Origin of the sequence: Bacillus sp. FSL W7-1354 (assembly GCF_038002405.1) — a bacterium.
In the GTDB taxonomy this organism is placed as follows: Bacteria; Bacillota; Bacilli; order Bacillales; family Bacillaceae; genus Bacillus; species Bacillus paralicheniformis.
On the sequence record NZ_JBBOCL010000001.1, the window covers coordinates 878,853 to 902,950 of the forward strand.

Genomic DNA, 24,098 nt, shown 5'->3' on the forward strand with positions numbered 1-24,098 from the left:
AGGTGTTTGTTGTGACTGAACTAGGAAATCGGCTGAAAGAAGCCAGAGAGGAAAAAGGGATGTCATTGGACGATCTTCAGGCGGCCACAAAGATCCAAAAAAGGTATTTAACGGCCCTTGAAGAAGGAAACTATGATATCATTCCGGGAAAATTTTATGTGCGGGCTTTTATCAAGCAGTACGCCGAAGCTGTCGGCCTCGACTCGGAGCTCTTGTTTGAAGAGTTTAAAAAAGATATCCCTAATTCTTACAATGATGAGGTTTCTGAGAAGCTTTCTTCAATCAAGCCGCAGAGAGAGCTGCCAAAGTCTGCCTCAAAAGCGCTTGAACTTTTGCCTACCCTGCTTGTGGCAGCCGGCGTTATCGTTGTGATCGCGATCATTTACGTCATCGTTCAGGCTGTAAACGGCGGAGGCAACCAGCAGGCTGAAGAGCCTAAGACAGAGGAATCGCAAAGCAAGTATGACGTCTCAAAAGATTCCCCGCTGACAAAGGGAAATCAACAGAACACGGATGCGCAGAAAGACAGCGCTGAAGGCGACAAAGAAAAAAAGGATCAGCAGTCTGATGAGAACGACAAGCTGACCATGAAAGCGACCGCAAGCGAAGGCTCTTCCACAACTTATGAAGTATCAGGATCCGACAAGCTGGAGCTTGAAGTAAAGGCAAACGCAAACTCATGGGTCAGGGTGCGCGACGAGAAAGGAAGCTCCCTTAAAGAAGGAATGATGAAAAAAGGAGAAACCTTTCAAAAGAATATTACCGATCAATCGCAAATTGATTTGCGGATCGGATATGCGCCGGGCGTTGAAATTAAAATCAACGGAGAAGTTCTTTCTTACAAGCTCGATCCTAAGACTGTGATGACACAAAACATAACGATTCAAAATAAAAAGGAGGAAAAGTCATCTTAATTGCACAGATGACTTTTTCTTGCGTTCATCATCATTAGGAAAACATACATATCTGGAGGAACCTTTATGTTTAATCTACCGAATAAAATCACGCTTTCTAGAATCGCATTAATTCCTGTTTTTATGGTCATCATGCTTGTGCCGTTTCAGTGGGGGGCTGTCTCCTTCGGCAGCGAGTCGATTCCGGTCACCCATTTGATCGGCGCACTGTTGTTTATTTTTGCTTCTGTCACCGATTGGGTTGACGGCTATTACGCGAGAAAGCTGAACCTTGTAACAAACTTTGGAAAATTTCTTGACCCGCTTGCAGACAAGCTGCTCGTGTCTTCCGCTTTAATTATTCTGGTGCATTACCATCTTGCTCCGGCCTGGATGGCCATTGTCATTATCAGCCGGGAATTTGCCGTAACGGGACTGCGGCTCGTCCTTGCGGGAACAGGGGAAGTCGTCGCGGCCAACATGCTTGGAAAAGTGAAAACATGGGCTCAGATCATCGCCATCTCTGCTCTTTTGCTTCACAATCTTCCATTTGAGCTTGTATCCTTCCCGTTCGGATCGCTTGCTTTATGGGTGGCTGTCTTTTTCACAGTCGTATCAGGATGGGATTATTTCGCTAAAAACTGGGATGCTTTAAAAACATCGAACTAAACGTGGGGAAGTGGAAACAATGAAGTTGGAAAGAAAAGCGGAAATTATCGCTGTCGGTTCTGAGCTTCTGCTCGGACAAATCGCTAATACAAATGCTCAGTTTATCAGCAGGCATTTGGCCGAAATCGGCATTAACGTCTTTTATCACACGGCGGTGGGAGATAACCCGGAACGCCTTAAACAAGTCATTCAGACAGCTCAGAAAAGGTCTGACTTCATCATTTTTTCTGGAGGCCTCGGACCGACGAAAGACGATTTGACAAAAGAAACGATCGCTGAAGTTGTCGGGCGCCCTCTTAAGCTCGACGATGAAGCCTTCGAATCGATTCAGGATTACTTCAGAAAAACGAACCGGGAGATGTCGCCGAACAACCGCAAACAGGCGTTGATCCTCGAAGGATCCGATGTTCTGCCGAACCGCTTCGGGATGGCTCCGGGAATGCTGCTTGAGCATGAATCGCGCTTTTATATGCTCTTGCCGGGACCTCCGAAAGAGCTGGAGCCGATGTTTGAAAACGAAGCGAAGCCGCTGATTTTGGAAAAGCTCGGCTCGAAGGAAAAGATCGTGTCAAGGGTGCTGCGGTTCTTCGGCATCGGAGAATCCCAGCTTGAAACCGATTTGGAAGATCTCATCGATGCGCAGACTAATCCGACAATCGCCCCGCTTGCGGCCGACGGGGAAGTCACGCTCAGGCTCACGGCAAAGCATGCGGATCCGAAGGAGACAAACCGCTTGTTAAAAGAAACGGAAGACCTCATCCTGGAGCGGGTCGGAGAGTTCTTTTACGGGTATGATGATACATCTCTTGCAGAAGAGCTTGCGAAAGCATGCAGGAGCAAGGGAATGACCTTGGCCGCTGCGGAAAGCTTTACAGGCGGGCTTTTTTCCACCTGGCTGACGGAAATGAGCGGCGCTTCCGAATATTTCAAAGGCGGCGCCGTCTGCTACACAAACGAATTGAAAGTTTCAGCGGCCGGCGTTGCTGAAGACACGCTGCAGCGCTACGGTGCGGTCAGCGCGCAATGCGCAAAAGAGCTCGCCGCAGGCATCAGAGTGAAAACAGGAAGCGATATCGGCATCAGCTTTACTGGAGTAGCCGGGCCGAATACGCAAGAAGGCCATCCGGCAGGAAAGGTGTTTATCGGCATCTCCGTGAAGGACCAGGCTGAAGAAGCGTTCGAATTTCAGTTCGCCGGATCCAGGTCTGCGGTGCGAAAGCGTTCTGCCAAATACGGCTGCCATCTGCTGCTGAAAATGATGGAAAAATAAGCGGAAAACGGATTTTCGGTATATCTTTCTTATGAAAAAAGTCATTCCATTTTAGGAGATCGATTTTTTCCTCTTAAAAAAATCGAATATGCGTTCGCTTTTTTCTTGGCAAATCCGCGCAAACAAGGTATAGTAGATATAGCGGAAGTGATAAAGGAGGAAAATAGAATGAGTGATCGTCAGGCAGCCTTAGATATGGCGCTTAAACAAATAGAAAAGCAGTTTGGTAAAGGTTCGATTATGAAACTCGGCGAACAAACTGAAACGAGAATTTCAACAGTTCCGAGCGGTTCTTTAGCGCTCGACACGGCTCTTGGAGTGGGCGGATACCCGCGCGGCCGGATTATTGAAGTATACGGGCCTGAAAGCTCCGGTAAAACGACGGTGGCGCTTCATGCGATTGCCGAAGTTCAGCAGCAGGGCGGACAGGCGGCGTTCATCGACGCCGAGCACGCGCTCGACCCCGTCTATGCACAAAAGCTGGGCGTCAACATTGATGAGCTTTTGCTGTCACAGCCTGATACGGGCGAGCAGGCGCTTGAAATCGCCGAAGCTCTTGTCAGAAGCGGAGCGGTGGATATCGTTGTCATCGACTCTGTGGCAGCGCTTGTGCCGAAAGCTGAAATCGAAGGAGATATGGGGGATTCCCACGTCGGTTTGCAGGCCAGACTGATGTCTCAAGCGCTTCGTAAGCTTTCCGGAGCGATCAATAAATCGAAGACCATCGCGATCTTTATTAACCAGATTCGTGAAAAAGTCGGCGTCATGTTTGGAAATCCTGAGACGACGCCAGGCGGAAGAGCGCTGAAATTCTACTCTTCTGTCCGCCTTGAAGTGCGCCGCGCAGAGCAGCTGAAACAAGGCAACGATGTCATGGGGAACAAGACGAAAATCAAAGTCGTGAAAAACAAAGTGGCCCCTCCATTCCGGACTGCCGAAGTGGACATTATGTACGGGGAAGGGATTTCAAAAGAAGGGGAAATCATCGATCTCGGAACAGAGCTTGACATCGTTCAGAAGAGCGGTGCATGGTACTCTTATCAGGAGGAACGTCTTGGACAAGGCCGTGAAAATGCCAAACAGTTCCTGAAAGAAAACAAGGACATCCTTTTGATGATTCAAGAGCAGATCCGGGAGCACTACGGTTTGGACACTGGAGGCGTTGCTCCTGCTCAGGAAGACGAGGCCCAAGCTCAAGAAGAACTCGAATTTTAATCATGAAACATGTGAAAGGCTGCCGGCCCGATCGGCAGCCTTTTCCTTTCATCTGCGCATTCAGACGCAGCTCCTTTGTCCATCACTTTCATCCGCGCCGTTTGGAAAAGGCGCTTAATCCGGAAACGTTAAGACCGTAAGCTTGACAAGTATTTCCCACACAATTACAATGAAATTGTATCACTTGTTTTTCTTAACATGATTGATAAACATTTAAACTTGACAAGGGCTGTGAAGCCGCTTCACTCCCTGTGAAGGTTCTGTATGTTGAGAAGAAGTACAATGTACATGCCGACACTTACTTTTAGCAAGACAAGTTCATAGCAAGAGGAGGTGAAAGTTATGAATCCTTTAGCAATTCTCATCTCCATTTTGCTGAGCCTATTCTGTTTAGTTGTTGGCTACTATGTTCGTAAAATCATTGCCGAAGCAAAAATTTCAGGTGCGCGAAATGCAGCCGAACAAATTCTTGGAGACGCAAAGCGGGATGCTGAAGCGTTGAAAAAAGAAGCCCTTCTTGAAGCAAAGGACGAGATTCATACGCTTCGGATAGAAGCTGAACAAGAAGTTCGTGAAAGACGAAATGAGCTTCAAAAACAAGAAAACCGTTTACTTCAAAAGGAAGAGAACCTTGACCGAAAAGATGAATCATTAGATAAACGGGAAGCGATGTTGGAGAAGAAAGATCATTCTCTGAATGAACGACAACAACATATTGAAGAGATGGAAAGCAAAGTGGATGAAATGATTCGTATGCAGCAGTCAGAGTTGGAGCGTATTTCAAGTCTGACGCGAGATGAAGCGAAGCAAATCATTCTGGAACGGGTTGAAAACGAGCTTTCCCATGACATCGCGATCATGACGAAAGAAAGTGAAAATCGAGCGAAAGAAGAGGCTGATAAAAAAGCGAAAAATATTCTTTCATTGGCTTTACAGCGCTGTGCGGCAGATCATGTGGCCGAGACGACGGTTTCAGTTGTCAACCTTCCAAATGATGAGATGAAAGGCCGCATTATCGGACGTGAAGGACGTAATATCCGTACATTGGAAACATTGACGGGGATCGATCTGATCATCGACGATACGCCGGAAGCCGTTATCCTTTCAGGATTTGATCCGATCAGGCGTGAAACAGCCAGGATCGCTCTTGATAAACTCGTTCAGGATGGCCGCATTCATCCTGCCAGAATCGAAGAAATGGTTGAGAAATCCCGCCGTGAAGTGGATGATTACATCCGCGAAATGGGTGAACAGACGACGTTTGAAGTTGGAGTTCACGGTCTTCATCCCGATTTAATCAAAATCCTCGGCCGCTTGAAGTTCAGAACGAGCTACGGACAGAATGTACTGAAACATTCAATGGAAGTGGCGTTTCTGACAGGCCTGATGGCTTCAGAGCTCGGGGAAGACGTGACGCTCGCAAAAAGGGCAGGACTTCTTCATGATATCGGGAAAGCGATTGACCATGAGGTGGAAGGAAGCCACGTTGAAATCGGTGTGGAACTGGCCACTAAGTATAAAGAGCATCCAGTTGTCATCAACAGTATCGCATCTCACCACGGAGATCAGGAGCCGACTTCCATCATCGCCGTGCTCGTGGCCGCAGCCGATGCGCTGTCCGCCGCAAGACCAGGCGCAAGAAGCGAAACGCTCGAAAACTATATTCGCAGGCTTGAAAAGCTGGAAGAAATCTCTGAATCGTACGAAGGTGTTGAAAAATCATTCGCGATACAAGCGGGACGAGAGGTGCGGATCATGGTCAAACCTGACTCAATCAACGATCTTGAAGCCCATCGTTTGGCGCGTGATATTCGAAAACGAATCGAGGACGAGCTTGACTACCCTGGACACATCAAGGTAACCGTGATCAGGGAAACGAGAGCCGTTGAATACGCAAAATAAAGTGGTGCGAATGCGCCACTTTATTTTTTTGTTTCCTTGTGTAACACTATGATTAAAACCTATTTAAAAAAAGAAAGGGTCAAATTATGAGAATTTTATTTATTGGAGATGTTGTCGGTTCGCCCGGCAGAGACATGATCAAAACCTATTTGCCGAAGCTGAAGCTGAAATATAAACCGAACGCCGTCATCGTCAACGGAGAAAACGCCGCACACGGAAAAGGCATTACCGAAAAAATATACCACCAGCTCATTCAAGAGGGAGCCGACGTTCTCACAATGGGAAACCACACATGGGATAAAAGGGAAATATTTGATTTTATTGATGATGCGCCGCAGATCGTCAGACCCGCCAATTTTCCCGAAGGCACGCCTGGAAAAGGCATCACATACATAAAAACAAACGGTTCGAAGGAACTGGCTGTGATCAATTTGCAAGGCCGCACATTTCTGCCTGCGATTGATTGCCCTTTTCGAAAAGCTGATGAATTAATAGAAGAAGCGTCAAAAAGAACACCGTTCATCTTTATCGATTTTCATGCCGAAGCGACAAGCGAAAAGCAGGCGATCGGCTGGTATACGGACGGCCGCGTGTCAGCAGTTGTCGGAACGCATACGCATGTTCAGACAGCTGACAACCGCATTCTTCCGAAAGGCACGGCATATATAACAGACGTAGGGATGACAGGGCCTTACGACGGGATTCTCGGCGTCGACCGCGAGACGATTATCAAGCGATTTAAAACGAGCCTGCCCGTTCGTTTTGAGATTGCCGAAGGACGCACAACACTGAGCGGAGTTGTCATTGACATTGACGAACAGAGCAAGAAAGCCGTTAAAATTGACCGGATATTAATTAATGATGACCACATGTTTTTTGAATGACTGAACAGAAAATCATTTTAGAAAAATATTAAAAGGAAAGCAGGAATATCCCGGTCCTATAGTGAATATAGTAAAAATGGAAGGTACCCTGCTATTTTTGAAAAGCAATTAAAAGGGGATGGCTTTGAAAATAGCAACATCTAATAATGATTGTTCTAATGAACACTCACTTATCCATTGTAAACTTAAGGGGGAGCAGGAATGGAAATATTAAAGGTTTCAGCAAAATCAAATCCAAACTCGGTCGCAGGTGCGCTCGCAGGAGTCTTGAGGGAACGAGGAGCTGCAGAAATTCAAGCAATCGGAGCCGGAGCATTAAATCAGGCTGTTAAAGCGGTAGCGATTGCACGGGGATTTGTAGCACCGAGCGGTGTCGATCTGATTTGCATTCCGGCGTTTACGGACATTCAAATTGACGGTGAAGAACGAACAGCGATTAAGCTAATCGTAGAGCCTCGCTGATAGAAAAATCACTCTTTTTCAAATGCTTCAACCTGCTTACTTTCACGTAAGCGGGTTGTTTTTGGTTTAGCCGTTTTTGAAAAATGCAGCCGGGAGAGGATGAACGTGAAAATTTTTGATGCCCATTCTGATTTGCTGCTGAAGCTCTGGAAAAATCCGAAGCTTAATGAGTACAGTGACCCGTCGCTTCAAACGCCGGTTCAGGCTCTGTTAAACGGAAAGGCGAAAGTGCAGTGTCTGGCGATTTTTCTGCCCGAAACCGTACCCGACACAATAAGGCTTGAAATGGCGCTCGTGCAGATCCGGCTGTTTCACGAAAAAATTGCAAAGTACAAGCGGATCAAACTGATCAAACATAAAGCCGATATCGACAAGCTCAAAAGCGATGAAACCGGCATCATTCTAACGATGGAAGGCTGTGAGCCGATCTCAAAAAACTTAAGGCTGTTTGACATCTTTTTTCAGCTCGGAGTCAGAAGTTTCGGCCTGACGTGGAACTGGGCCAATACGTTCGCAGACGGCGCTTTAGAAGAAAGAAACGCAGGTTTGACTTCTTACGGGGAAAGGCTGATTCGCAAGGCGAACAAAAACCGGGCATGGACCGATCTCTCCCATTTATCAGAGAAAAGCTTTTGGGGTGCGGTTGAAACGGCAGCGTATCCGATCGCCTCTCATTCGAATGCGCACAGCCTTTGCCCTCATCCGAGAAATTTAAAAGACGATCAAATCAAAGCGCTTATTGAAAAGAACGGCGTCATCGGTTTGACATTTGTCCCTGAATTCGTGAGAAACGGAAAAACGCCTGTGATCAAAGATATCCTCTCACATATTGACCATGTCTGCTCTTTGGGAGGCGAGCGGCATATCGGATTCGGATCTGATTTTGACGGCATCGACCGGGTCATTCCGGGTCTGGAAGCCCACAAAGATTACGGGAATCTGATCGAAGCTTTGCAGCGCTCATATACACCAAGTCAAGTCGACGGATTTCTCTTTCAAAATTTCTTCAGCCGCATCCCATTTTAAAAAAATATCATACATTTTTCAGAGGGTGTTCATCTGTTTTTATCAGGAGGACACAGGTGTTTACCAATATGAATTATCGTGCTACAATCCTTTTGTAAAGCGATTTTGCAAAGGGGGTCTGTTCATCTTGGACGGAAATATGAAGGCGCTTATCAAGAAGCCGGGGGAGCCAGGCGCCAGCTTCGAGCTCGTCCCGATACCGAAGATCGACAAACACGAGGTGCTGATCAAAGTCAAAGCCGCATCGATTTGCGGAACGGATGTCCATATTTATAATTGGGATGAATGGGCGAAAAGCAGGGTGAAACCGCCTTATGTGTTTGGCCACGAATTTTCCGGCGAGGTTGTACTAGTGGGGGAAAATGTGACTGCGGTACAAGAAGGGGAGTATGTTTCGGCAGAAACGCACATCGTTTGCGGAAAGTGCCTGCCGTGTTTGACCGGAAAAGAGCATGTCTGCAGAAAAACGCTGATTCTCGGTGTCGATACAGACGGCTGTTTTGCTGAATATGTCAAAGTGCCTGCCGCAAACATTTGGAAAAATCCGGACGGCATGCCTGAGGATCTCGCTTCTATTCAAGAACCGCTCGGAAACGCCGTGCATACGGTTCTGACGGGAATGACAGCTGGAGTGAAAGTCGCTGTCGTCGGCTGCGGACCGATCGGATTGATGGCCGTGGCAGTTGCAAAAGCGTCAGGCGCGTCACAAGTGATCGCCATCGATAAAAACGAATACAGGCTCGACCTTGCATTGCAAATGGGGGCAACCGATATCATCTCCGTTGAAAAAGAAGATCCGCTCAAAAATGTAAGCGCTTTAACAGGCGGTGAAGGGGCGGACTTGGTTTGCGAAATGTCAGGCCATCCGACGGCCATCCGCCAAAGTTTAAAAATGGCTGCGAACGGAGGGCGGGTGCATGTCTTAAGTCTGCCCGAGCATCCCGTATGCATCGATATGACAAATGATATCGTCTTTAAAGGATTGACGGTTCAGGGAATTACCGGCCGCAAAATGTTTGAAACGTGGAGGCAGGTCAGCGGTCTTCTCCAGTCCGGTACGATTCAAATCAAGCCTGTCATCACCCACCGTTTCCCGATGGAAGAGTTTGAAAAAGGCTTTGAACTGATGAGAAAAGGGCAATGCGGAAAAGTCGTATTGATACCGTGAAGGGAGAGATGGATATGAAAGAATTTAATTTTTTAGCTTCCGAGCTTGATACAATGAAAGAAAACGGAACTTTTCAGGAACTGCCGATCATCGAATCGCTGCAAGGATCAACTGTCAAAATGAAGGGAAAAGACATCATTCAGCTTTCATCCAATAACTATCTCGGGTTGACGTCACATCCGCGCCTCCAAAAAGCGGCCGAAGAGGCGGTAAAACGGTACGGAGCTGGAACGGGATCGGTCCGGACAATAGCCGGAACATTCACCATGCATGATGAGCTCGAAAAGAAGCTCGCTTCATTTAAAAATACTGAAGCTGCGCTCGTATTCCAGTCCGGTTTCACCGCAAATCAAGGCATTCTTTCAAGCATTCTTACCAAAGATGATATCGTCATCTCAGACGAATTAAACCATGCTTCCATCATTGACGGCATCAGACTTACCAAAGCGGGCAAAAAAGTATATCAGCATGCGGACATGGAAGATTTAGAAAAGATTTTAAAAAAATCAATGAATTACAGAATGCGGCTTATCGTTACAGACGGCGTGTTTTCAATGGACGGAGACATCGCGCCGCTTCCCGAAATCGTCCGGCTCGCTGAACAGTATGACGCATTTGTCATGGTCGACGACGCGCATGCGTCCGGCGTTCTCGGCGAGAACGGACGCGGAACGGTTCACCATTTCGGGCTGGACGGGAAGGTTCACATTCAAGTCGGCACGCTCAGCAAGGCGATCGGTGTTTTAGGAGGCTATGCGGCCGGTTCCAAGGTGCTGATCGACTATTTAAAGCATAAAGGCAGACCGTTTCTCTTCAGTACTTCCCATCCGCCGGCCGTCACTGCGGCATGCATTGAAGCGGTCAATGTGCTGATGGAGGAACCTTCATTAATTAAAAAGCTTTGGGACAATACTTCGTACTTCAAAAAAGAGCTTGAAAAAATCGGCCTTCCGCTGATTAAGAGCGAAACGCCGATCACGCCGATTTTAATAGGTGATGAAGCCGAGGCATGCCGCTTTTCAAGCACGCTTTTCGAGCTCGGTTTATTTGCCCAGGCCATTGTATTTCCGACCGTCCCGAAAGGCAAAGCGCGGATCAGAACGATCATGACCGCCCAGCATTCGAAAGAAGAACTTGATAAAGCCCTTGAAATCATTGAAACCGGCGCCAAAAAAGCGGGTCTGCTTTAAACTCGTCGATTTCTTTTTAAACAAAGCAAATAACCATTGATAATCATTTTCAGTTAGTGTACAATGATAGGTTCTGGGTTGTGCTGACAACCGAGAACCTTTATACTGAAGAGTGGAGCTTTGTTTGAAAGGAGATCAAAAACATGAATGAGAAACAGCGCATTGAAAGCGGACAGGTCAATCCATCGGACAAAAAATCCGAGAAGGATTACAGCAAGTACTTCGAAGCTGTTTATGTTCCGCCTTCCTTAAAAGATGCGAAAAAACGCGGCAAAGAAGAGGTTAAATACCATAGCGATTTTAAAATTTCCGAGCAGTACAAAGGGATGGGTGAAGGACGGAAGTTCTACATCCGCACATACGGCTGCCAGATGAATGAACACGATACAGAAGTCATGGCCGGTATTTTCATGACCCTCGGCTATGAGCCGACGGATTCGACTGAAGACGCTAATGTGATTCTGTTAAACACATGCGCCATTCGCGAAAATGCGGAAAACAAAGTATTCGGTGAAATCGGCCATTTAAAAGCTTTGAAAAAAGACAATCCGGATTTGATCCTTGGCGTATGCGGATGTATGTCCCAGGAAGAATCAGTCGTCAACCGGATTTTAAAGAAACATCCGTTCGTCGATCTGATTTTCGGTACACACAATATCCACCGCTTGCCGGAACTTTTGTCAGAAGCTTATCTGTCAAAAGAAATGGTCATCGAAGTGTGGTCTAAAGAAGGCGATGTCATTGAAAACCTTCCGAAAGTCCGCACCGGCAAAATTAAAGGCTGGGTCAACATCATGTACGGCTGCGACAAGTTCTGTACGTACTGCATCGTGCCGTACACAAGAGGAAAAGAACGAAGCAGACGTCCCGAAGAAATCATTCAGGAAGTGAGACGACTTGCGGCTGAAGGCTATAAAGAAATCACGCTTCTCGGACAGAACGTCAACGCTTACGGCAAAGATTTCGAGGATATGGAATACGGACTCGGACACTTGATGGATGAGCTCCGCAAAATCAATATTCCGCGAATCCGCTTCACGACAAGCCATCCGCGTGATTTTGACGATCATCTGATCGAGGTGCTCGCAAAAGGCGGGAACCTTCTGGACCACATCCACCTGCCTGTTCAGTCTGGAAGCTCGGATGTCTTGAAACTGATGGCGCGCAAATACGACCGGGAACGCTATCTCGAGCTTGTCGCCAAAATTAAAAAAGCGATGCCGAACGCGTCTTTAACAACAGACATTATCGTCGGCTTCCCGAACGAAACTGATGAGCAATTTGAAGAAACGCTTTCCTTATACAGAGAAGTTGAATTTGACAGCGCCTATACGTTCATTTACTCGCCTCGCGAAGGAACGCCAGCTGCAAAAATGAAAGACAATGTTCCGATGCGCGTGAAAAAAGAACGGCTTCAGCGATTAAATGAAGTGGTCAACGAAATTTCCGCGAAGAAAATGAAGGAATATGAGGGGCAGGTTGTCGAAGTGTTAGTAGAGGGTGAAAGTAAAAACAACCCTGATATCCTTGCCGGCTATACACGGAAAAACAAGCTTGTTAACTTCAAAGGACCAAAAGAAGCGATCGGCCAGCTTGTCAACGTGAAAATCCACCAGGCGAAAACTTGGTCGCTTGACGGAGAAATGGTAGGAGAAGCAATCGAGGTGAAATAAAGTGACGCTTTATACGAAAAAAGAGATTGTTGCAAAAGCGCGGGAGCTCGCAAAAATGATTGCCGAAACGGAAGAAGTCGACTTTTTCAAAAAAGCGGAGGCACAGATTAATGAGAATGCCAAAATAACTGGCATAATCAACCAAATCAAAGCCCTGCAAAAGCAAGCCGTCAACTTTAAACATTACGAAAAGCACGAAGCGCTTAAACAAACGGAAGCAAAGATTGACGCGCTTCAGGAAGAGCTTGACGAGATCCCGATCATTCAAGAGTTCAGAGACTCCCAAATGGAAGTCAACGACCTTCTTCAGCTCGTCGCGCATACAATATCAAACCAAGTGACAAACGAGATCATCACATCAACCGGTGGAGACCTGCTGAAAGGCGAGACCGGTTCAAGAGTAAAAAATTCATCACCGAGCTGTTCTCTATAATTTGGCGGCGCCTTTTAAAGGCGTCGTTTTTTTGAATGCAATTTCCCGCCGCGACGGCTAATTGAAAAGATTCGGTTTTCGGTCTGTCTTTTTCTTTTCTGATTTAAGTCAAGTTTATCCTTTTATCTGCATACACTTAAACAGATTCATTATATGGGATGTTATTTTGATTTCTCAAGGAACGCACATTAGACGAATGCCCAGCATAGGATAATACGAGGAAAAACAAGGAGGCATGACCGAATGTCTGAATACAGGGAAATTATTACTAAAGCGGTGGTCGCGAAAGGCCGGAAATTCACCCAGTCCACTCATACAATCTCCCCTTCGCAAAAGCCAACCAGTATTTTAGGCGGTTGGATTATCAATCATAAGTATGACGCCGAAAAAATCGGAAAAACCGTGGAAATTGAAGGGACATATGATATCAACGTCTGGTATTCATATGCGGACAACACCAAAACCGAAGTTGTGACAGAACGCGTTTCCTATGTTGATGTTATTAAGCTCCGGTATCGCGACAAAAATTACTTAGATGATGAACACGAAGTGATTGCGAAGGTGCTTCAGCAGCCGAACTGCCTTGAAGTGACCATTTCTCCGAACGGAAACAAAGTGGTTGTACAGGCGGAAAGGGAATTTTTGTCAGAGGTTGTCGGCGAGACGAAGGTCGTCGTTGAGGTCAATTCTGATTGGACGGAAAGCGATGAGGAAGAAGCGTGGGAAGAAGAACTTGATGAAGAACTTGAGGATATCAATCCGGAGTTTTTGGTCGGAGATCCAGAAGAATAAAAGGAAGCTAGGGAAACACCGCCCTAGTTTCTTTTTTTTCAGCATGAATCTTTATGGTATAATGAGTGTTGGAATCAATAGAAACGTTTATACATAGTGAGGGATTAAATATGACAGGCTACACGCCTATGATACAGCAATATTTAAAGATTAAGGCAGAGTATCAGGATGCCTTTTTATTTTTTCGTCTTGGAGACTTTTATGAAATGTTTTTTGAAGATGCCAAAAAGGCGTCTCAGGAACTCGAAATCACGCTGACGAGCAGAGACGGTGGATCGAGCGAAAGAATCCCGATGTGCGGGGTTCCTTATCATTCATGCTCTTCATATATCGAACAGCTCATTAAAAAAGGCTATAAAGTCGCGATCTGTGAGCAGGTGGAGGACCCTAAATCGGCCAAAGGAGTCGTCAAAAGGGAGGTCGTGCAGCTGATCACACCCGGCACCGTGATGGACGGAAAAGGAATTCATGAAAATGAAAACAACTTTATCGCCTCTGTCAGTGAATTTCAGCATACATACGGGCTCGCTTTTTCTGATTTGACGACGGGCGAGAACTTAGTGACGATTATCGAAAGGCTTGATGATGTCGTTTCCGAGATTTACTCTGTCGGAGCAAGGGAAATCGTCGTCAGCCGCAACTTTGACGAGAAAGATGTCGCGCTACTGAAAGAGCGCTGCGGCGCCACGATTTCTTTCGAGGATGAACAAGCAGATGAAGTGCCTGACATTGTGAACGGACTGGCGTCCAAAGAGCTTGTCGATACGTTTATGAGGCTTTACGTCTACTTGAAGCGGACGCAGAAAAGAAGCCTTGACCACCTTCAAAACGTTCAGGCTTACGAGCTCGAAGAAGCGATGAAAATCGATTTGTATTCGAAACGCAATCTCGAGCTGACGGAAACGATCCGTTCGAAAAACAAAAAAGGCTCGCTTCTTTGGCTTTTGGATGAAACGAAAACGGCAATGGGAGGGCGGCTGTTAAAGCAATGGATCGACAGGCCGCTGATCAGAAAGGGACAGATTGAAGAGCGCCAGGAAATCGTCGAAACGCTGATCGCCCATTTGTTTGAGCGGGAAGATTTGCGCGAACGGCTGAAGGAAGTATACGATCTCGAGCGGCTCGCCGGAAGGGTCGCTTACGGCAACGTCAATGCCCGAGATTTGATCCAGCTAAAGGAATCGCTGAAACAAGTGCCGGCCATCAAACAGCTTGTCGGCTCCCTCGACCATCCGAAAGCAAAAGCGCGCGCCGAGAAAATCGATCCGTGCGGCGATCTTTTGAATCTTTTGGAAGATGCGCTATACGAGAATCCGCCGCTTTCATTAAAAGAGGGGAACTTGATCAAAGACGGCTATCACGAGAAGCTGGATGAATACAGGGACGCAAGCAAGAACGGAAAGGACTGGATCGCAAGGCTTGAGCAGCAGGAACGCGAGTACACGGGAATCCGCTCTTTAAAAGTCGGCTTTAACAAGGTGTTCGGCTATTATATTGAAGTGACGAAAGCCAACATCCATCTGCTTGAAGAAGGCCGCTATGAACGGAAGCAGACGCTGACCAATGCAGAACGCTATATCACGCCGGAGCTGAAAGAAAAAGAAGCGCTGATTCTCGAAGCAGAAAACAATATTTGCGAGCTGGAGTATGAGCTGTTTTCCGAGCTTCGCAGCAAGGTGAAGGAATATATTCCGCGCCTGCAGCAGCTGGCAAAAATGATGAGCGAGCTTGATGTGCTCCAATGTTTTGCGACGATCAGCGAAAGCCGCCACTATGTTAAACCGGAGTTTTCCGAGGACGTCGTTCAGGTGATCGACGGACGGCATCCGGTCGTAGAAAAGGTGATGGACAGCCAGTCTTACGTTCCGAACAGCTGCGAAATGGGCAAAGGCAGACAGATGCTTTTAATCACCGGGCCGAATATGTCAGGGAAAAGCACGTATATGAGACAGATGGCGCTGATCTCCATTTTGGCGCAGATCGGCTGTTTTGTTCCTGCCAAAAAAGCGGTGCTGCCGATCTTTGATCAGATCTTTACAAGAATCGGTGCTGCGGATGATCTTATATCCGGACAGAGCACGTTTATGGTGGAAATGCTTGAAGCCAAAAATGCGATCGTTCATGCGACGAAAAACAGCTTGATTCTATTTGACGAAATCGGCCGGGGTACGTCTACTTACGACGGAATGGCGCTTGCGCAGGCGATCATCGAGTACGTTCACGAGCACATCGGCGCGAAGACTTTATTTTCCACTCACTATCACGAGCTGACAACCCTTGAAGAAAAGCTTGCCGACTTGAAGAATGTTCACGTTCGTGCGGAAGAATACGAAGGAAAGGTCGTATTCCTTCACCAGATAAAAGAAGGCGCAGCAGATAAAAGCTACGGTATCCATGTCGCGCAGCTTGCCGAATTGCCCGACGGTTTGATCAGCAGGGCGAAAACGATCCTGAAAGAGCTTGAATCCGGCGCCAAAGAAGCGGTTCCATCAACGGCTCCGAATACGGTAAAAGAGGCGGCGGAAGAAGTCGCGGCAACTGTTGCAGATCAACCGGCCCAGCTGTCATTTTTTGAAACGGACAAGCCGAAAGAAAAAGAGACGAAGCTCTCCAAAAAAGAGCAGGCTGTTTTAGCCGAATTTAAAACGATGGATCTGCTCGATATGACGCCTATACAAGTCATGAATGAACTGTACAGGCTGCAAAAAAAATTAAAGTAACAAAGAGGTGACCCAACTTGGCAAAAATTGTTCAGCTGCCAGACGATTTATCGAATAAAATCGCGGCGGGTGAAGTAGTGGAAAGGCCTGCGTCGGTCGTCAAAGAGCTTGTCGAAAATGCAATCGATGCGAACAGCTCCGTGATTGAAATCGATGTTGAAGAAGCGGGTCTCGCCTCGATTAAAGTGCTTGACGACGGCGAAGGGATGGATGCAGAAGACTGCAGAACGGCTTTTTTGCGTCATGCCACAAGCAAAATCAAAGACGAAAACGATCTGTTTCGCGTCAGAACGCTCGGATTTCGCGGAGAAGCTTTGCCAAGTATCGCGTCTGTCTCACATCTAAGCATTAAAACGAGCACCGGAGAAGGAGCAGGCACCCATTTGACGCTTCAGGGGGGAAGAATCATTTCCGAGCAAAAAGCGTCAAGCCGCAGAGGAACCGAAATTACGGTTACCAATCTGTTTTTTAATACGCCGGCAAGGCTGAAATATATGAAAACGATCCATACGGAGCTTGGCAACATTACAGATGTGGTCAACAGAATTGCCCTTGCCCACCCGGAAGTTTCGATCAGGCTGCGTCATCAAGGGAAAACGCTTCTGCAGACAAACGGAAACGGCGATGTCCGCCACGTGCTTGCGGCGATTTACGGCACGTCGGTTGCCAAAAAAATGCTCCCGCTTGAAGCGAGATCTCTTGATTTTGAAGTGAAAGGCTATATCGCCCTTCCCGAAATTACGCGTGCATCGCGAAATTACATGTCATCTGTCGTCAACGGCAGATACATTAAAAATTTTCCGCTCGTGAAAGCGATCCACGAGGGCTACCATACGCTTCTTCCGATCGGCCGCCATCCGATCACGTTTATTGAAATCAACATGGACCCGCTGCTTGTGGATGTCAACGTGCATCCGTCAAAGCTGGAGGTCAGGCTGAGCAAAGAGACGGAGCTTCACGAACTGATTCGCGACGCCATCAAAGACGTCTTTAAACAGCAGCAGCTCATTCCAAGTGTGCAAGTTCCGAAAAAAACCGCACCTCTGATCAATAAACCGGAACAGCAAAAGCTTGATTTCGACCAGGTACGAGAGCCGGCACCTCTTTCTGATCCTGATGTTGAAAGAGAATATAAGCCGGAGCCATCGTTTTCGGCGATGAAATTAAGCTCGGTTGTCAAAGACCCGCCTCCTCCCGCTCCCGCAGAGCGCGAAGAAAGCATTATGCAGGACACCGAACCTGAATGGCCTGGAGTGGAAGAGTATACGCCGGAAGCCGAACCGGCCGTACAAGCCGAACCTGAACAGGCAGGCGAAAACGCCCATGACGAAGATACGCCAAAAGAAAGGGTGCCGATCATGTATCCGATCGGCCAAATGCACGGCACCTACATTCTCGCCCAAAATGAAAACGGGCTGTACATCATCGATCAGCACGCCGCACAGGAGCGGATCAAATACGAATATTTCCGTGAAAAAGTCGGAGAAGTCGAACCGGAAGTCCAGGATCTGCTTGTGCCGCTGACATTCCATTATTCAAAAAATGAAGCGCTGACGATCGACCAGCACTTGGACGATTTAGCCAAAGTCGGCGTCTTTCTCGAATCGTTCGGCGCCGGCAGCTATATCGTCCGATGCCACCCGACTTGGTTTCCAAAAGGGGAAGAAACGACGATCATTGAAGACATCATTCAACAGGTCCTTGATGACCGCACGATCGACATCAAAAAACTGCGCGAAGAAGCCGCAATCATGATGAGCTGCAAAGGCTCCATCAAAGCCAACCATCATCTGCGGGACGACGAAATCACCGCCCTGCTCGATGAGCTGCGCAGAACATCCGACCCATTCACATGCCCGCACGGCCGGCCGATTATCATCCACTACTCCACCTATGAGATGGAGAAGATGTTTAAGCGGGTCATGTAAATATCTAATCGCTCACAGCCTATGCTATATCAACGGCTGAGAGCGATTTTCATTTTATTGGCCACATTTTGACCACTTTTAGACGGATTGTTTCAACACCCATTAAAAAGTTTAGTGTCCAGAACATCAGGAAGCGGCGCGTATATCGTCCGGTTATTCTCAAGATAGGGAAAAAGGGCTTCATCTCATAGAGAGCCCTTTTTTAAGTGGAAACCCATAAGGCAGCCATTAGACAAATTTCGCAGTTGTTTTCATTTTTTGAGAAAATGTTATAATGAAAGGCTATGAAATGATTTGAAGGGGGAATTTGGATGCATTACATAACGGCATGCTTAAAAATTATCAGTGATAAAGACCTCAATGAAATAATGAAGGAATTCAAAATACTTGAGGAAGAAACGAACAAAGAAGAAGGATGCATTAAATTCCATGCGTATCCCCTTGAACCATCAGAACGCAAAATCATGCTCTGGGAGATTTGGGAAAACGAAGAAGCTCTTAAGGTCCATTTCACAAAAAAACACACAAAAGACGTTCAAAAACAAGAATTAACGGAAGTAGAATGGTTAATGAAAAGCAATGTGAAAGATTAAAAGGCTCCTTGAGATTTATATGGAGATGGCCTTAAAAGGAGAAATACGATCAAATAAAACGGCGGGTCAATTTACAATCTCACGACAGCTCTCGGATAATCCCGAGGGCTGTTAAGAACAAAAAAGCAGAACCTTTAGGAGTCCGCTTCAGTCATTGAAACACTGATTTAATTTTTTAGCCGGTGATTGCTTTTTCGGCAACATGAAACCCTTGCTCTTCCCCAAAAATTGGAGCGCATTTAGCATTTTGGCTAGCCTCTCGAATTGAAGCAAAATCAGATCAAATGTTTAATAAGCTGTTTGTATCTATCAAGAAAGTAATAAGTTTGGCTGGAGTAACAGAATTAAAAAATCACGAAGAAAAAAGAATGAAACAATTTGAGAATCAAGATTAAGAGGTGATTTCTGTGAACTATTCGGAAGTTGAACAATTCATAAAAGAAAATGCTGAAGATGATGATTTTACAGGTGGCATTAGCATCGAAAAAATTAATGATATTCAAGAAAACCTAAATGTAAAACTACCCGAAAGTTATAAATGGTTTTTAAAAAACTATGGGTCCGGTGGAATTTACGGTGTAGATATTTTAGGTCATGGAAAAGTTTCAAGAGTAGTAACAGTTACTGAAGATTACAGAGATCACTATGGTTTAATTGATGGTATCGTAGTCATTGAATACGTAGATGAATTCTCTTATTGTCTTGATACAAACAGGATGGTAGATGGTGAATGCCCAGTTATACTTTGGGATAATCAAGAGGGTTATGGTCGAACAGTAGCTACTAATTTTCTAGAGTTTTTCATAGAAAACCTTAAGGAGTCTAAAGAAAACTGGGAAGAAGACGAAGAGTGGGACGATGAAGAATAATTGCATATAGCAAGCACTCGATCTCTAATTGAGTACTTTTTAAAAGGGGATAAAATGGTGGGCTTTTGGCTATTCTGCTTTGTCATACGTTAAAGACAAGAAAAACGAACGTGAAGAGCGAGTCCATGACGGAGAGCCTGCTGACACTATTTGTGCACGGGTTGTATCCGCTTTTAATGGCCCTTCTCCCCTAATAATGCATGGTTTGAATGTGATTCTGATTCTACTTTAATGAAGCAAATTCTAACAATTAAGGCTCTATAGGTCGAACCATTCCCTGTAGCGCGGCGACAACCTGATCGACATGTCTTTTAGCCTCTTCATCAGTAGTACATTCAGCAAGAACGGTTTCCTCGTAACTTCTGCCCTCAAGGTGTTTATGATAAATCCAGATTTCACATAGCTCTTGGTAGGCTGTACCGGGTCTTTGGCCTGTAACTCCTAGATTATTAAATTGATCCACTCCAATTCTGACTAATACATACCCCATCCTGCCCAATAAACGAACAATATTTCTGCGAAGGTGGTCAAGATCTCTAAATGCTCGCATATTCCGAACATAGGTACTGGATTCAATTCCAAATGGCCGATGAAAAGATGGGAATGAAAACGGGTTTACAGGATATTGATCATAAAACAAGCCCTATCACTCCTTTTTATCTTACGATTTATAATAAAGAATTATATTCGACTATTTTTGGACTGGAAATTTGTCTATACATAATTGTATATTTGCCTAGAAATCGGTGATGCAATCTTCAACGTTCAAAAAAGGCCATTATATAAAGTTTATGATTAGGTAGAAGTATATGAATTCCCAGCCTGTTGCTCTCAAAAAATAAAGGACATTGAGATTTATATGGAGATGGGGTTGAAAAAGGACAAATTTTATCTGGTCAAACGGCGAGCCATTTACAAATTTTCGACAGCTCTTGGGATTATATAGCGCTCCCTTTTAAAAAGCCGCAATAGCATCTAACTTTAATCACCTAAAATCACCCCCATTAAATCAATAGTTCTTAATCCTTTCTCAAATTGCTGTTGCGGGGGGAACCGAAAATTTAATTGCGGTGGCCCGAACGTCTTTTTCGAATGATGAAATATTGTTAAAATTTACATCATTAGTATAGTTAAGGGAAGGGTGAAAAGGTTGGATAGAATCTCATCTGCAGAAGTGGGGATGAAAATTACTGAGTGGCACCAGCATATTCAAAAATTCAATGTGACAGACGCCGAAATGCTTAAAGCTGAAATTGAAAGGGATATAGAGGTTATGGAAGAAGATCAGGATTTACTAATCTATTATCAGTTGATGGCTTTCCGCCACAGTATAATGATTGAATATATAGCACCTTCGGGTGAAAAACAGATGGAATTATCAGAATATTTGAAGAGAATTGAAGGGAATAAACGAAAATTAGATCATATGCTTACGTATTATTATCATTTTTTTCGAGGGATGTACGAATTCAGGAATGGAGAATATACGAAGGCAATTACTTATTATAAAAGAGCGGAACGTCAATTTCCTGCTATATCAGATTCGATTGAAAAAGCGGAATTTCACTTTAAAATGGCTGAAGTCTATTACCACATGAAAATGACCCACGTTTCGATGTACTTTGCAGAGCGTGCATATAACATTTACAAAAAATATGAACTCTATTCTGTTCGCCTTATTCAGTGTCATTTTGTCATTGCTGGGAATTATGATGATTTAGAGAATCATGAAAAGGCTCTTCCACACCTAAATCAAGCACTTAGAGGCGCAGAACTATTAAAAAAGAAAAATCCACAGATATACGCTTCTGCTTTTTACAACCTTGGCAACTGCTATCACAAAATGGACAACTTAAATAAGGCTGCAAGATATATTGAACAAGCTCTCATTCAATATAAAAAATTAAAATCAAAAAATTTGCCGCAAGCATATCAGGACTTGGCACTAATCAATTTCAAACAAAATAAGCATGATAAAGCCAAGGATTATTACCGAAAAGGGCTTAGAAGTGCTGTGGAGCTTAAAGATCATCTGTTTATAAGCCTTTTTGAAGCTCTCGAGTCACTTTATATAAGACGGGGTGAAACTACATCACTTTTTAAAATTTTCAACCGACTGGAAACAAGCAAAGGATTTCCGTATTTGGAAGAGCTGGCATTGTTAGCCGGCACCTATCTAGATTATAATGGAAAAACAGAGGATAGTCTCATCTGTCTTAAAAAGATGGTCTATGCTCAAAAGCAAATATTGAAGGGGGAATGTTTGTATGAAGTCTAAAATGAAGATCGGTTTAGGGATTATGATAATTGGACTTGGCTTTCTCAGTCATTTTTCGAACAACGATGATATCAACACAGCTTCAAGAAACATCACAAGCGCACCCAATCATTATTTTGTTATTTAATCTAAAAAAGAGTTTTTGGAATATCCTTTTAGCCGTTTAATTAGCGGCTTTTTTTATGTATTTCAATCCCTTAACAAATAGGTTCAATGACCTAATCTAAAAGATTCATTTTCATGGATTGACAGGTTTTATTCACCAATTCTTTTCTATAAAGTGGTAAAATATCTCGAGATATGTCACTTTAGTATTAGAGGAGAATGCTATGAAGACTCTGGATGTTCAAGCGTTGCACAAAGCCATTGATCAAACGCTGGAACAATTAAAACATCAATCAGACGAAATCGCCAAAGTTAAAAAAAGTGTTGAGGGCATTACATCACTTGATGATGCTTTAAAGGGGAAAGGGGGAGACGCGATACGTAACTTTTATGAAGAATGCCATACTCCATTCCTTCAGTTTTACGAAACTCTTATTGGGGAATATCAGTCTGCATTGAAAAAAATCAAAAATGCGCTGAATTCCTTTGAACCGAATCATAACGGATTTATATCGCAAACCTTTCTCGAACACGAGCTCGACCAAGGGGTGAATTCAGCCGACCGCACAACGAAGCGTTTGGTATCTAAAACAAACGCCACGATCGCAAAAGTCAGCCACATTGTCGATTTGCCTGATTTGAATGACAGCGGCTTTCACGAACAGAATCAGAAAGCCTTAAAGGAAATCAATCAGACAATTGAAAAGCTGTATACGTTCGACAGGGAACAGACAAGCGCTCTTAAAACCGCTGAAAACGACCTGGAAACGATGCAGAGATACATAACCAGGCTTGAAAAAATGTACACAGGGCCTAAAATTGAAATTACCGGCTATCAAAAAGGTTCCATTTTAAAGTCGGATGATAACTCTAAAATAAACGGACTAGCTGGCGGACTGCAGAGCCAACTGAAGAATACCGAACCGTCTCCGATGGAGATGATGCTTGAAAAGCTCAACAAAAATAAACGATCCAATGTGGATACGGTGATTAGGGAAGACAATGAAGAAAACATCAATCAAGACGTTCATACGAACGATTTTGATTTGAATGCATTGCAAAAAGAACTTGCGAAACATCCAAAGGTTTATGGAGATATCCGGGTTATTGATGGTAAACTATATAATCATAAAGGATGGAAAGTAGTCAAAGATATTCATATTCCAGACGAAGCTGTACGAGATCATTCAGATCCAAGTTTTATTGGCGGCAGATATCGTGTATATGAAAATGGCCAGATTGTACGCACCTATATAGCAAATGACAAAGAAGAAGTGATGGTTGTGGATCGTATTCCAGAAGCCAGAGGTGCTGCATCAGCTAAAATAAATGACTCATACTTTGAAGGAACGCCATTGGAAATTTTAGAGTATCTTAACCTCGGTAATGCAGGTAGAACTCTGACAACCAAAGCAATAAAAAAGGTTGGAAAAGGCCTTGAAAAAGAAGCTGAAAAGCTAGTAAAGAATGAAGTGAAATCAGAAGTCGCTAAAAAGGAAGCTAAGAACGTTTCTCAAACAGCCGAAAAAAATACAAGTACTAAAAAAGCAGAGACTGTTATTGCAGAAAGAGTTAAAAACTTTGATTTGGCAGAACACCCTGTGCAATTTAAACAAGTTGGTGTCAAAAAATTAAAGGAACTTAAATCCAAAATAGACAATAGGACTATTACTCGAGAAGAATACAAAGTATATACTTGGAATAAGAAGTTTGCAGCTAAGCGAGATAAAGGTGTTAAGGCTTTTTGGAAACAAGAAAAAACAAGAATACTTAATGGTGAAGCTCCAACAAGAAATTGGTCAAAAGAGCAAGCACAAGATATTTTAAAAAATAAGAGGCCAAAATATGAAGGGAAAACGATGCAAGGACATCACAGTTATAGCGCTTCTAAATTCCCTCATTTAAGTGACAAAGGAGAAGTTATCTATCCTGCAACAATAAGGGAACATTTATACGGGTGGCACGGAGGAAATTATAAAAATAGCCTCCCTGGAAAACCCATTAAGGATATTAAAGATTTTTAATCTA

General features: G+C 44.7%; 20 protein-coding genes and 1 pseudogene. 20 read left to right on the top strand and 1 reads right to left on the bottom strand.

Translation table 11 applies throughout. From position 1 onward, the window contains the following. Nucleotides 1–11 precede the first annotated feature (11 nt). The 17 genes from MKZ04_RS04590 to MKZ04_RS04670 all read left to right on the top strand — a co-directional run bounded on the left by MKZ04_RS04590 (nucleotide 12) and on the right by MKZ04_RS04670 (nucleotide 19,687). Nucleotides 12–914 carry a helix-turn-helix domain-containing protein gene (locus tag MKZ04_RS04590; protein ID WP_020451454.1) on the top strand — a complete coding sequence of 301 codons (903 nt, stop codon included), beginning with the start codon at nucleotides 12–14 and terminating at the stop codon, nucleotides 912–914. 66 nt (nucleotides 915–980) lie between these two features. Continuing rightward, a complete protein-coding gene (gene pgsA, locus MKZ04_RS04595) occupies nucleotides 981–1,562 on the top strand; it encodes a CDP-diacylglycerol--glycerol-3-phosphate 3-phosphatidyltransferase (RefSeq protein ID WP_003181921.1) in 582 nt (193 codons plus the stop codon). Between the two features lie 19 nt (nucleotides 1,563–1,581). Then, nucleotides 1,582–2,832, top strand: a complete 1,251-nt coding sequence (locus tag MKZ04_RS04600) for a competence/damage-inducible protein A (RefSeq protein ID WP_020451455.1) — start codon at nucleotides 1,582–1,584, stop codon at nucleotides 2,830–2,832. A 168-nt stretch (nucleotides 2,833–3,000) separates the two neighbouring features. Beyond that, complete coding sequence (recA, locus tag MKZ04_RS04605; RefSeq protein WP_020451456.1) at nucleotides 3,001–4,047, top strand: recombinase RecA; 1,047 nt, start codon at nucleotides 3,001–3,003, stop codon at nucleotides 4,045–4,047. Nucleotides 4,048–4,389: 342 nt separating this feature from the next. Continuing rightward, a complete protein-coding gene (rny, locus tag MKZ04_RS04610) occupies nucleotides 4,390–5,949 on the top strand; it encodes a ribonuclease Y (RefSeq protein WP_020451457.1) in 1,560 nt (519 codons plus the stop codon). A gap of 86 nt (nucleotides 5,950–6,035) precedes the next feature. Then, the gene (locus MKZ04_RS04615) at nucleotides 6,036–6,833 is read left to right on the top strand and encodes a TIGR00282 family metallophosphoesterase (RefSeq protein ID WP_341045389.1); all 798 of its coding nucleotides are present in this window, start codon (nucleotides 6,036–6,038) and stop codon (nucleotides 6,831–6,833) included. A 201-nt stretch (nucleotides 6,834–7,034) separates the two neighbouring features. After that, entirely contained in the window at nucleotides 7,035–7,295 is a 261-nt protein-coding gene (gene spoVS / locus MKZ04_RS04620; protein WP_003181955.1) for a stage V sporulation protein SpoVS, read from the top strand. Nucleotides 7,296–7,400: 105 nt separating this feature from the next. Then, nucleotides 7,401–8,321: a dipeptidase gene (locus MKZ04_RS04625; RefSeq protein WP_020451459.1), complete on the top strand. Its 921-nt coding sequence runs from the start codon at nucleotides 7,401–7,403 to the stop codon at nucleotides 8,319–8,321. Nucleotides 8,322–8,445: 124 nt separating this feature from the next. Then, a complete protein-coding gene (gene tdh / locus MKZ04_RS04630; RefSeq protein WP_095290538.1) occupies nucleotides 8,446–9,489 on the top strand; it encodes an L-threonine 3-dehydrogenase in 1,044 nt (347 codons plus the stop codon). Nucleotides 9,490–9,503: 14 nt separating this feature from the next. After that, on the top strand, nucleotides 9,504–10,679 hold the full coding sequence (locus MKZ04_RS04635) for a glycine C-acetyltransferase (RefSeq protein ID WP_020451461.1): 1,176 nt from the start codon (nucleotides 9,504–9,506) through the stop codon (nucleotides 10,677–10,679). A 143-nt stretch (nucleotides 10,680–10,822) separates the two neighbouring features. Continuing rightward, complete coding sequence (gene miaB / locus MKZ04_RS04640) at nucleotides 10,823–12,352, top strand: tRNA (N6-isopentenyl adenosine(37)-C2)-methylthiotransferase MiaB (RefSeq protein WP_020451462.1); 1,530 nt, start codon at nucleotides 10,823–10,825, stop codon at nucleotides 12,350–12,352. 1 nt (nucleotide 12,353) lies between these two features. Further along, complete coding sequence (locus MKZ04_RS04645) at nucleotides 12,354–12,785, top strand: RicAFT regulatory complex protein RicA family protein (RefSeq protein WP_020451463.1); 432 nt, start codon at nucleotides 12,354–12,356, stop codon at nucleotides 12,783–12,785. Between the two features lie 243 nt (nucleotides 12,786–13,028). Beyond that, nucleotides 13,029–13,577 (top strand): outer spore coat protein CotE, encoded by a 549-nt coding sequence (cotE, locus tag MKZ04_RS04650; RefSeq protein ID WP_020451464.1) that lies wholly within the window; start codon nucleotides 13,029–13,031, stop codon nucleotides 13,575–13,577. 110 nt (nucleotides 13,578–13,687) lie between these two features. After that, the gene (gene mutS / locus MKZ04_RS04655; RefSeq protein ID WP_341045392.1) at nucleotides 13,688–16,297 is read left to right on the top strand and encodes a DNA mismatch repair protein MutS; all 2,610 of its coding nucleotides are present in this window, start codon (nucleotides 13,688–13,690) and stop codon (nucleotides 16,295–16,297) included. A gap of 17 nt (nucleotides 16,298–16,314) precedes the next feature. Next, nucleotides 16,315–18,225, top strand: a complete 1,911-nt coding sequence (gene mutL, locus MKZ04_RS04660; protein WP_331837443.1) for a DNA mismatch repair endonuclease MutL — start codon at nucleotides 16,315–16,317, stop codon at nucleotides 18,223–18,225. Between the two features lie 311 nt (nucleotides 18,226–18,536). After that, nucleotides 18,537–18,818, top strand: a complete 282-nt coding sequence (locus tag MKZ04_RS04665; protein ID WP_020451467.1) for a putative quinol monooxygenase — start codon at nucleotides 18,537–18,539, stop codon at nucleotides 18,816–18,818. A gap of 407 nt (nucleotides 18,819–19,225) precedes the next feature. Continuing rightward, a complete protein-coding gene (locus tag MKZ04_RS04670) occupies nucleotides 19,226–19,687 on the top strand; it encodes an SMI1/KNR4 family protein (RefSeq protein ID WP_025811450.1) in 462 nt (153 codons plus the stop codon). A gap of 250 nt (nucleotides 19,688–19,937) precedes the next feature. Here MKZ04_RS04670 and MKZ04_RS04675 read toward each other — a convergent pair whose 3' ends face one another. Further along, nucleotides 19,938–20,327 carry a hypothetical protein gene (locus MKZ04_RS04675; protein WP_020451469.1) on the bottom strand — a complete coding sequence of 130 codons (390 nt, stop codon included), beginning with the start codon at nucleotides 20,325–20,327 and terminating at the stop codon, nucleotides 19,938–19,940. Between the two features lie 192 nt (nucleotides 20,328–20,519). On the opposite strand from MKZ04_RS04675, the pseudogene MKZ04_RS04680 reads away from it, so the two are divergent. From MKZ04_RS04680 to MKZ04_RS04690, 3 genes and pseudogenes are all read left to right on the top strand, one after another. Next, a pseudogene (locus MKZ04_RS04680) lies at nucleotides 20,520–20,633 on the top strand (ArpU family transcriptional regulator); the annotation flags it as partial. 204 nt (nucleotides 20,634–20,837) lie between these two features. Next, nucleotides 20,838–21,965 carry a Rap family tetratricopeptide repeat protein gene (locus MKZ04_RS04685; protein WP_341045396.1) on the top strand — a complete coding sequence of 376 codons (1,128 nt, stop codon included), beginning with the start codon at nucleotides 20,838–20,840 and terminating at the stop codon, nucleotides 21,963–21,965. A gap of 329 nt (nucleotides 21,966–22,294) precedes the next feature. Beyond that, nucleotides 22,295–24,094 (top strand): T7SS effector LXG polymorphic toxin, encoded by a 1,800-nt coding sequence (locus MKZ04_RS04690; protein ID WP_081303578.1) that lies wholly within the window; start codon nucleotides 22,295–22,297, stop codon nucleotides 24,092–24,094. Nucleotides 24,095–24,098 lie beyond the last annotated feature (4 nt).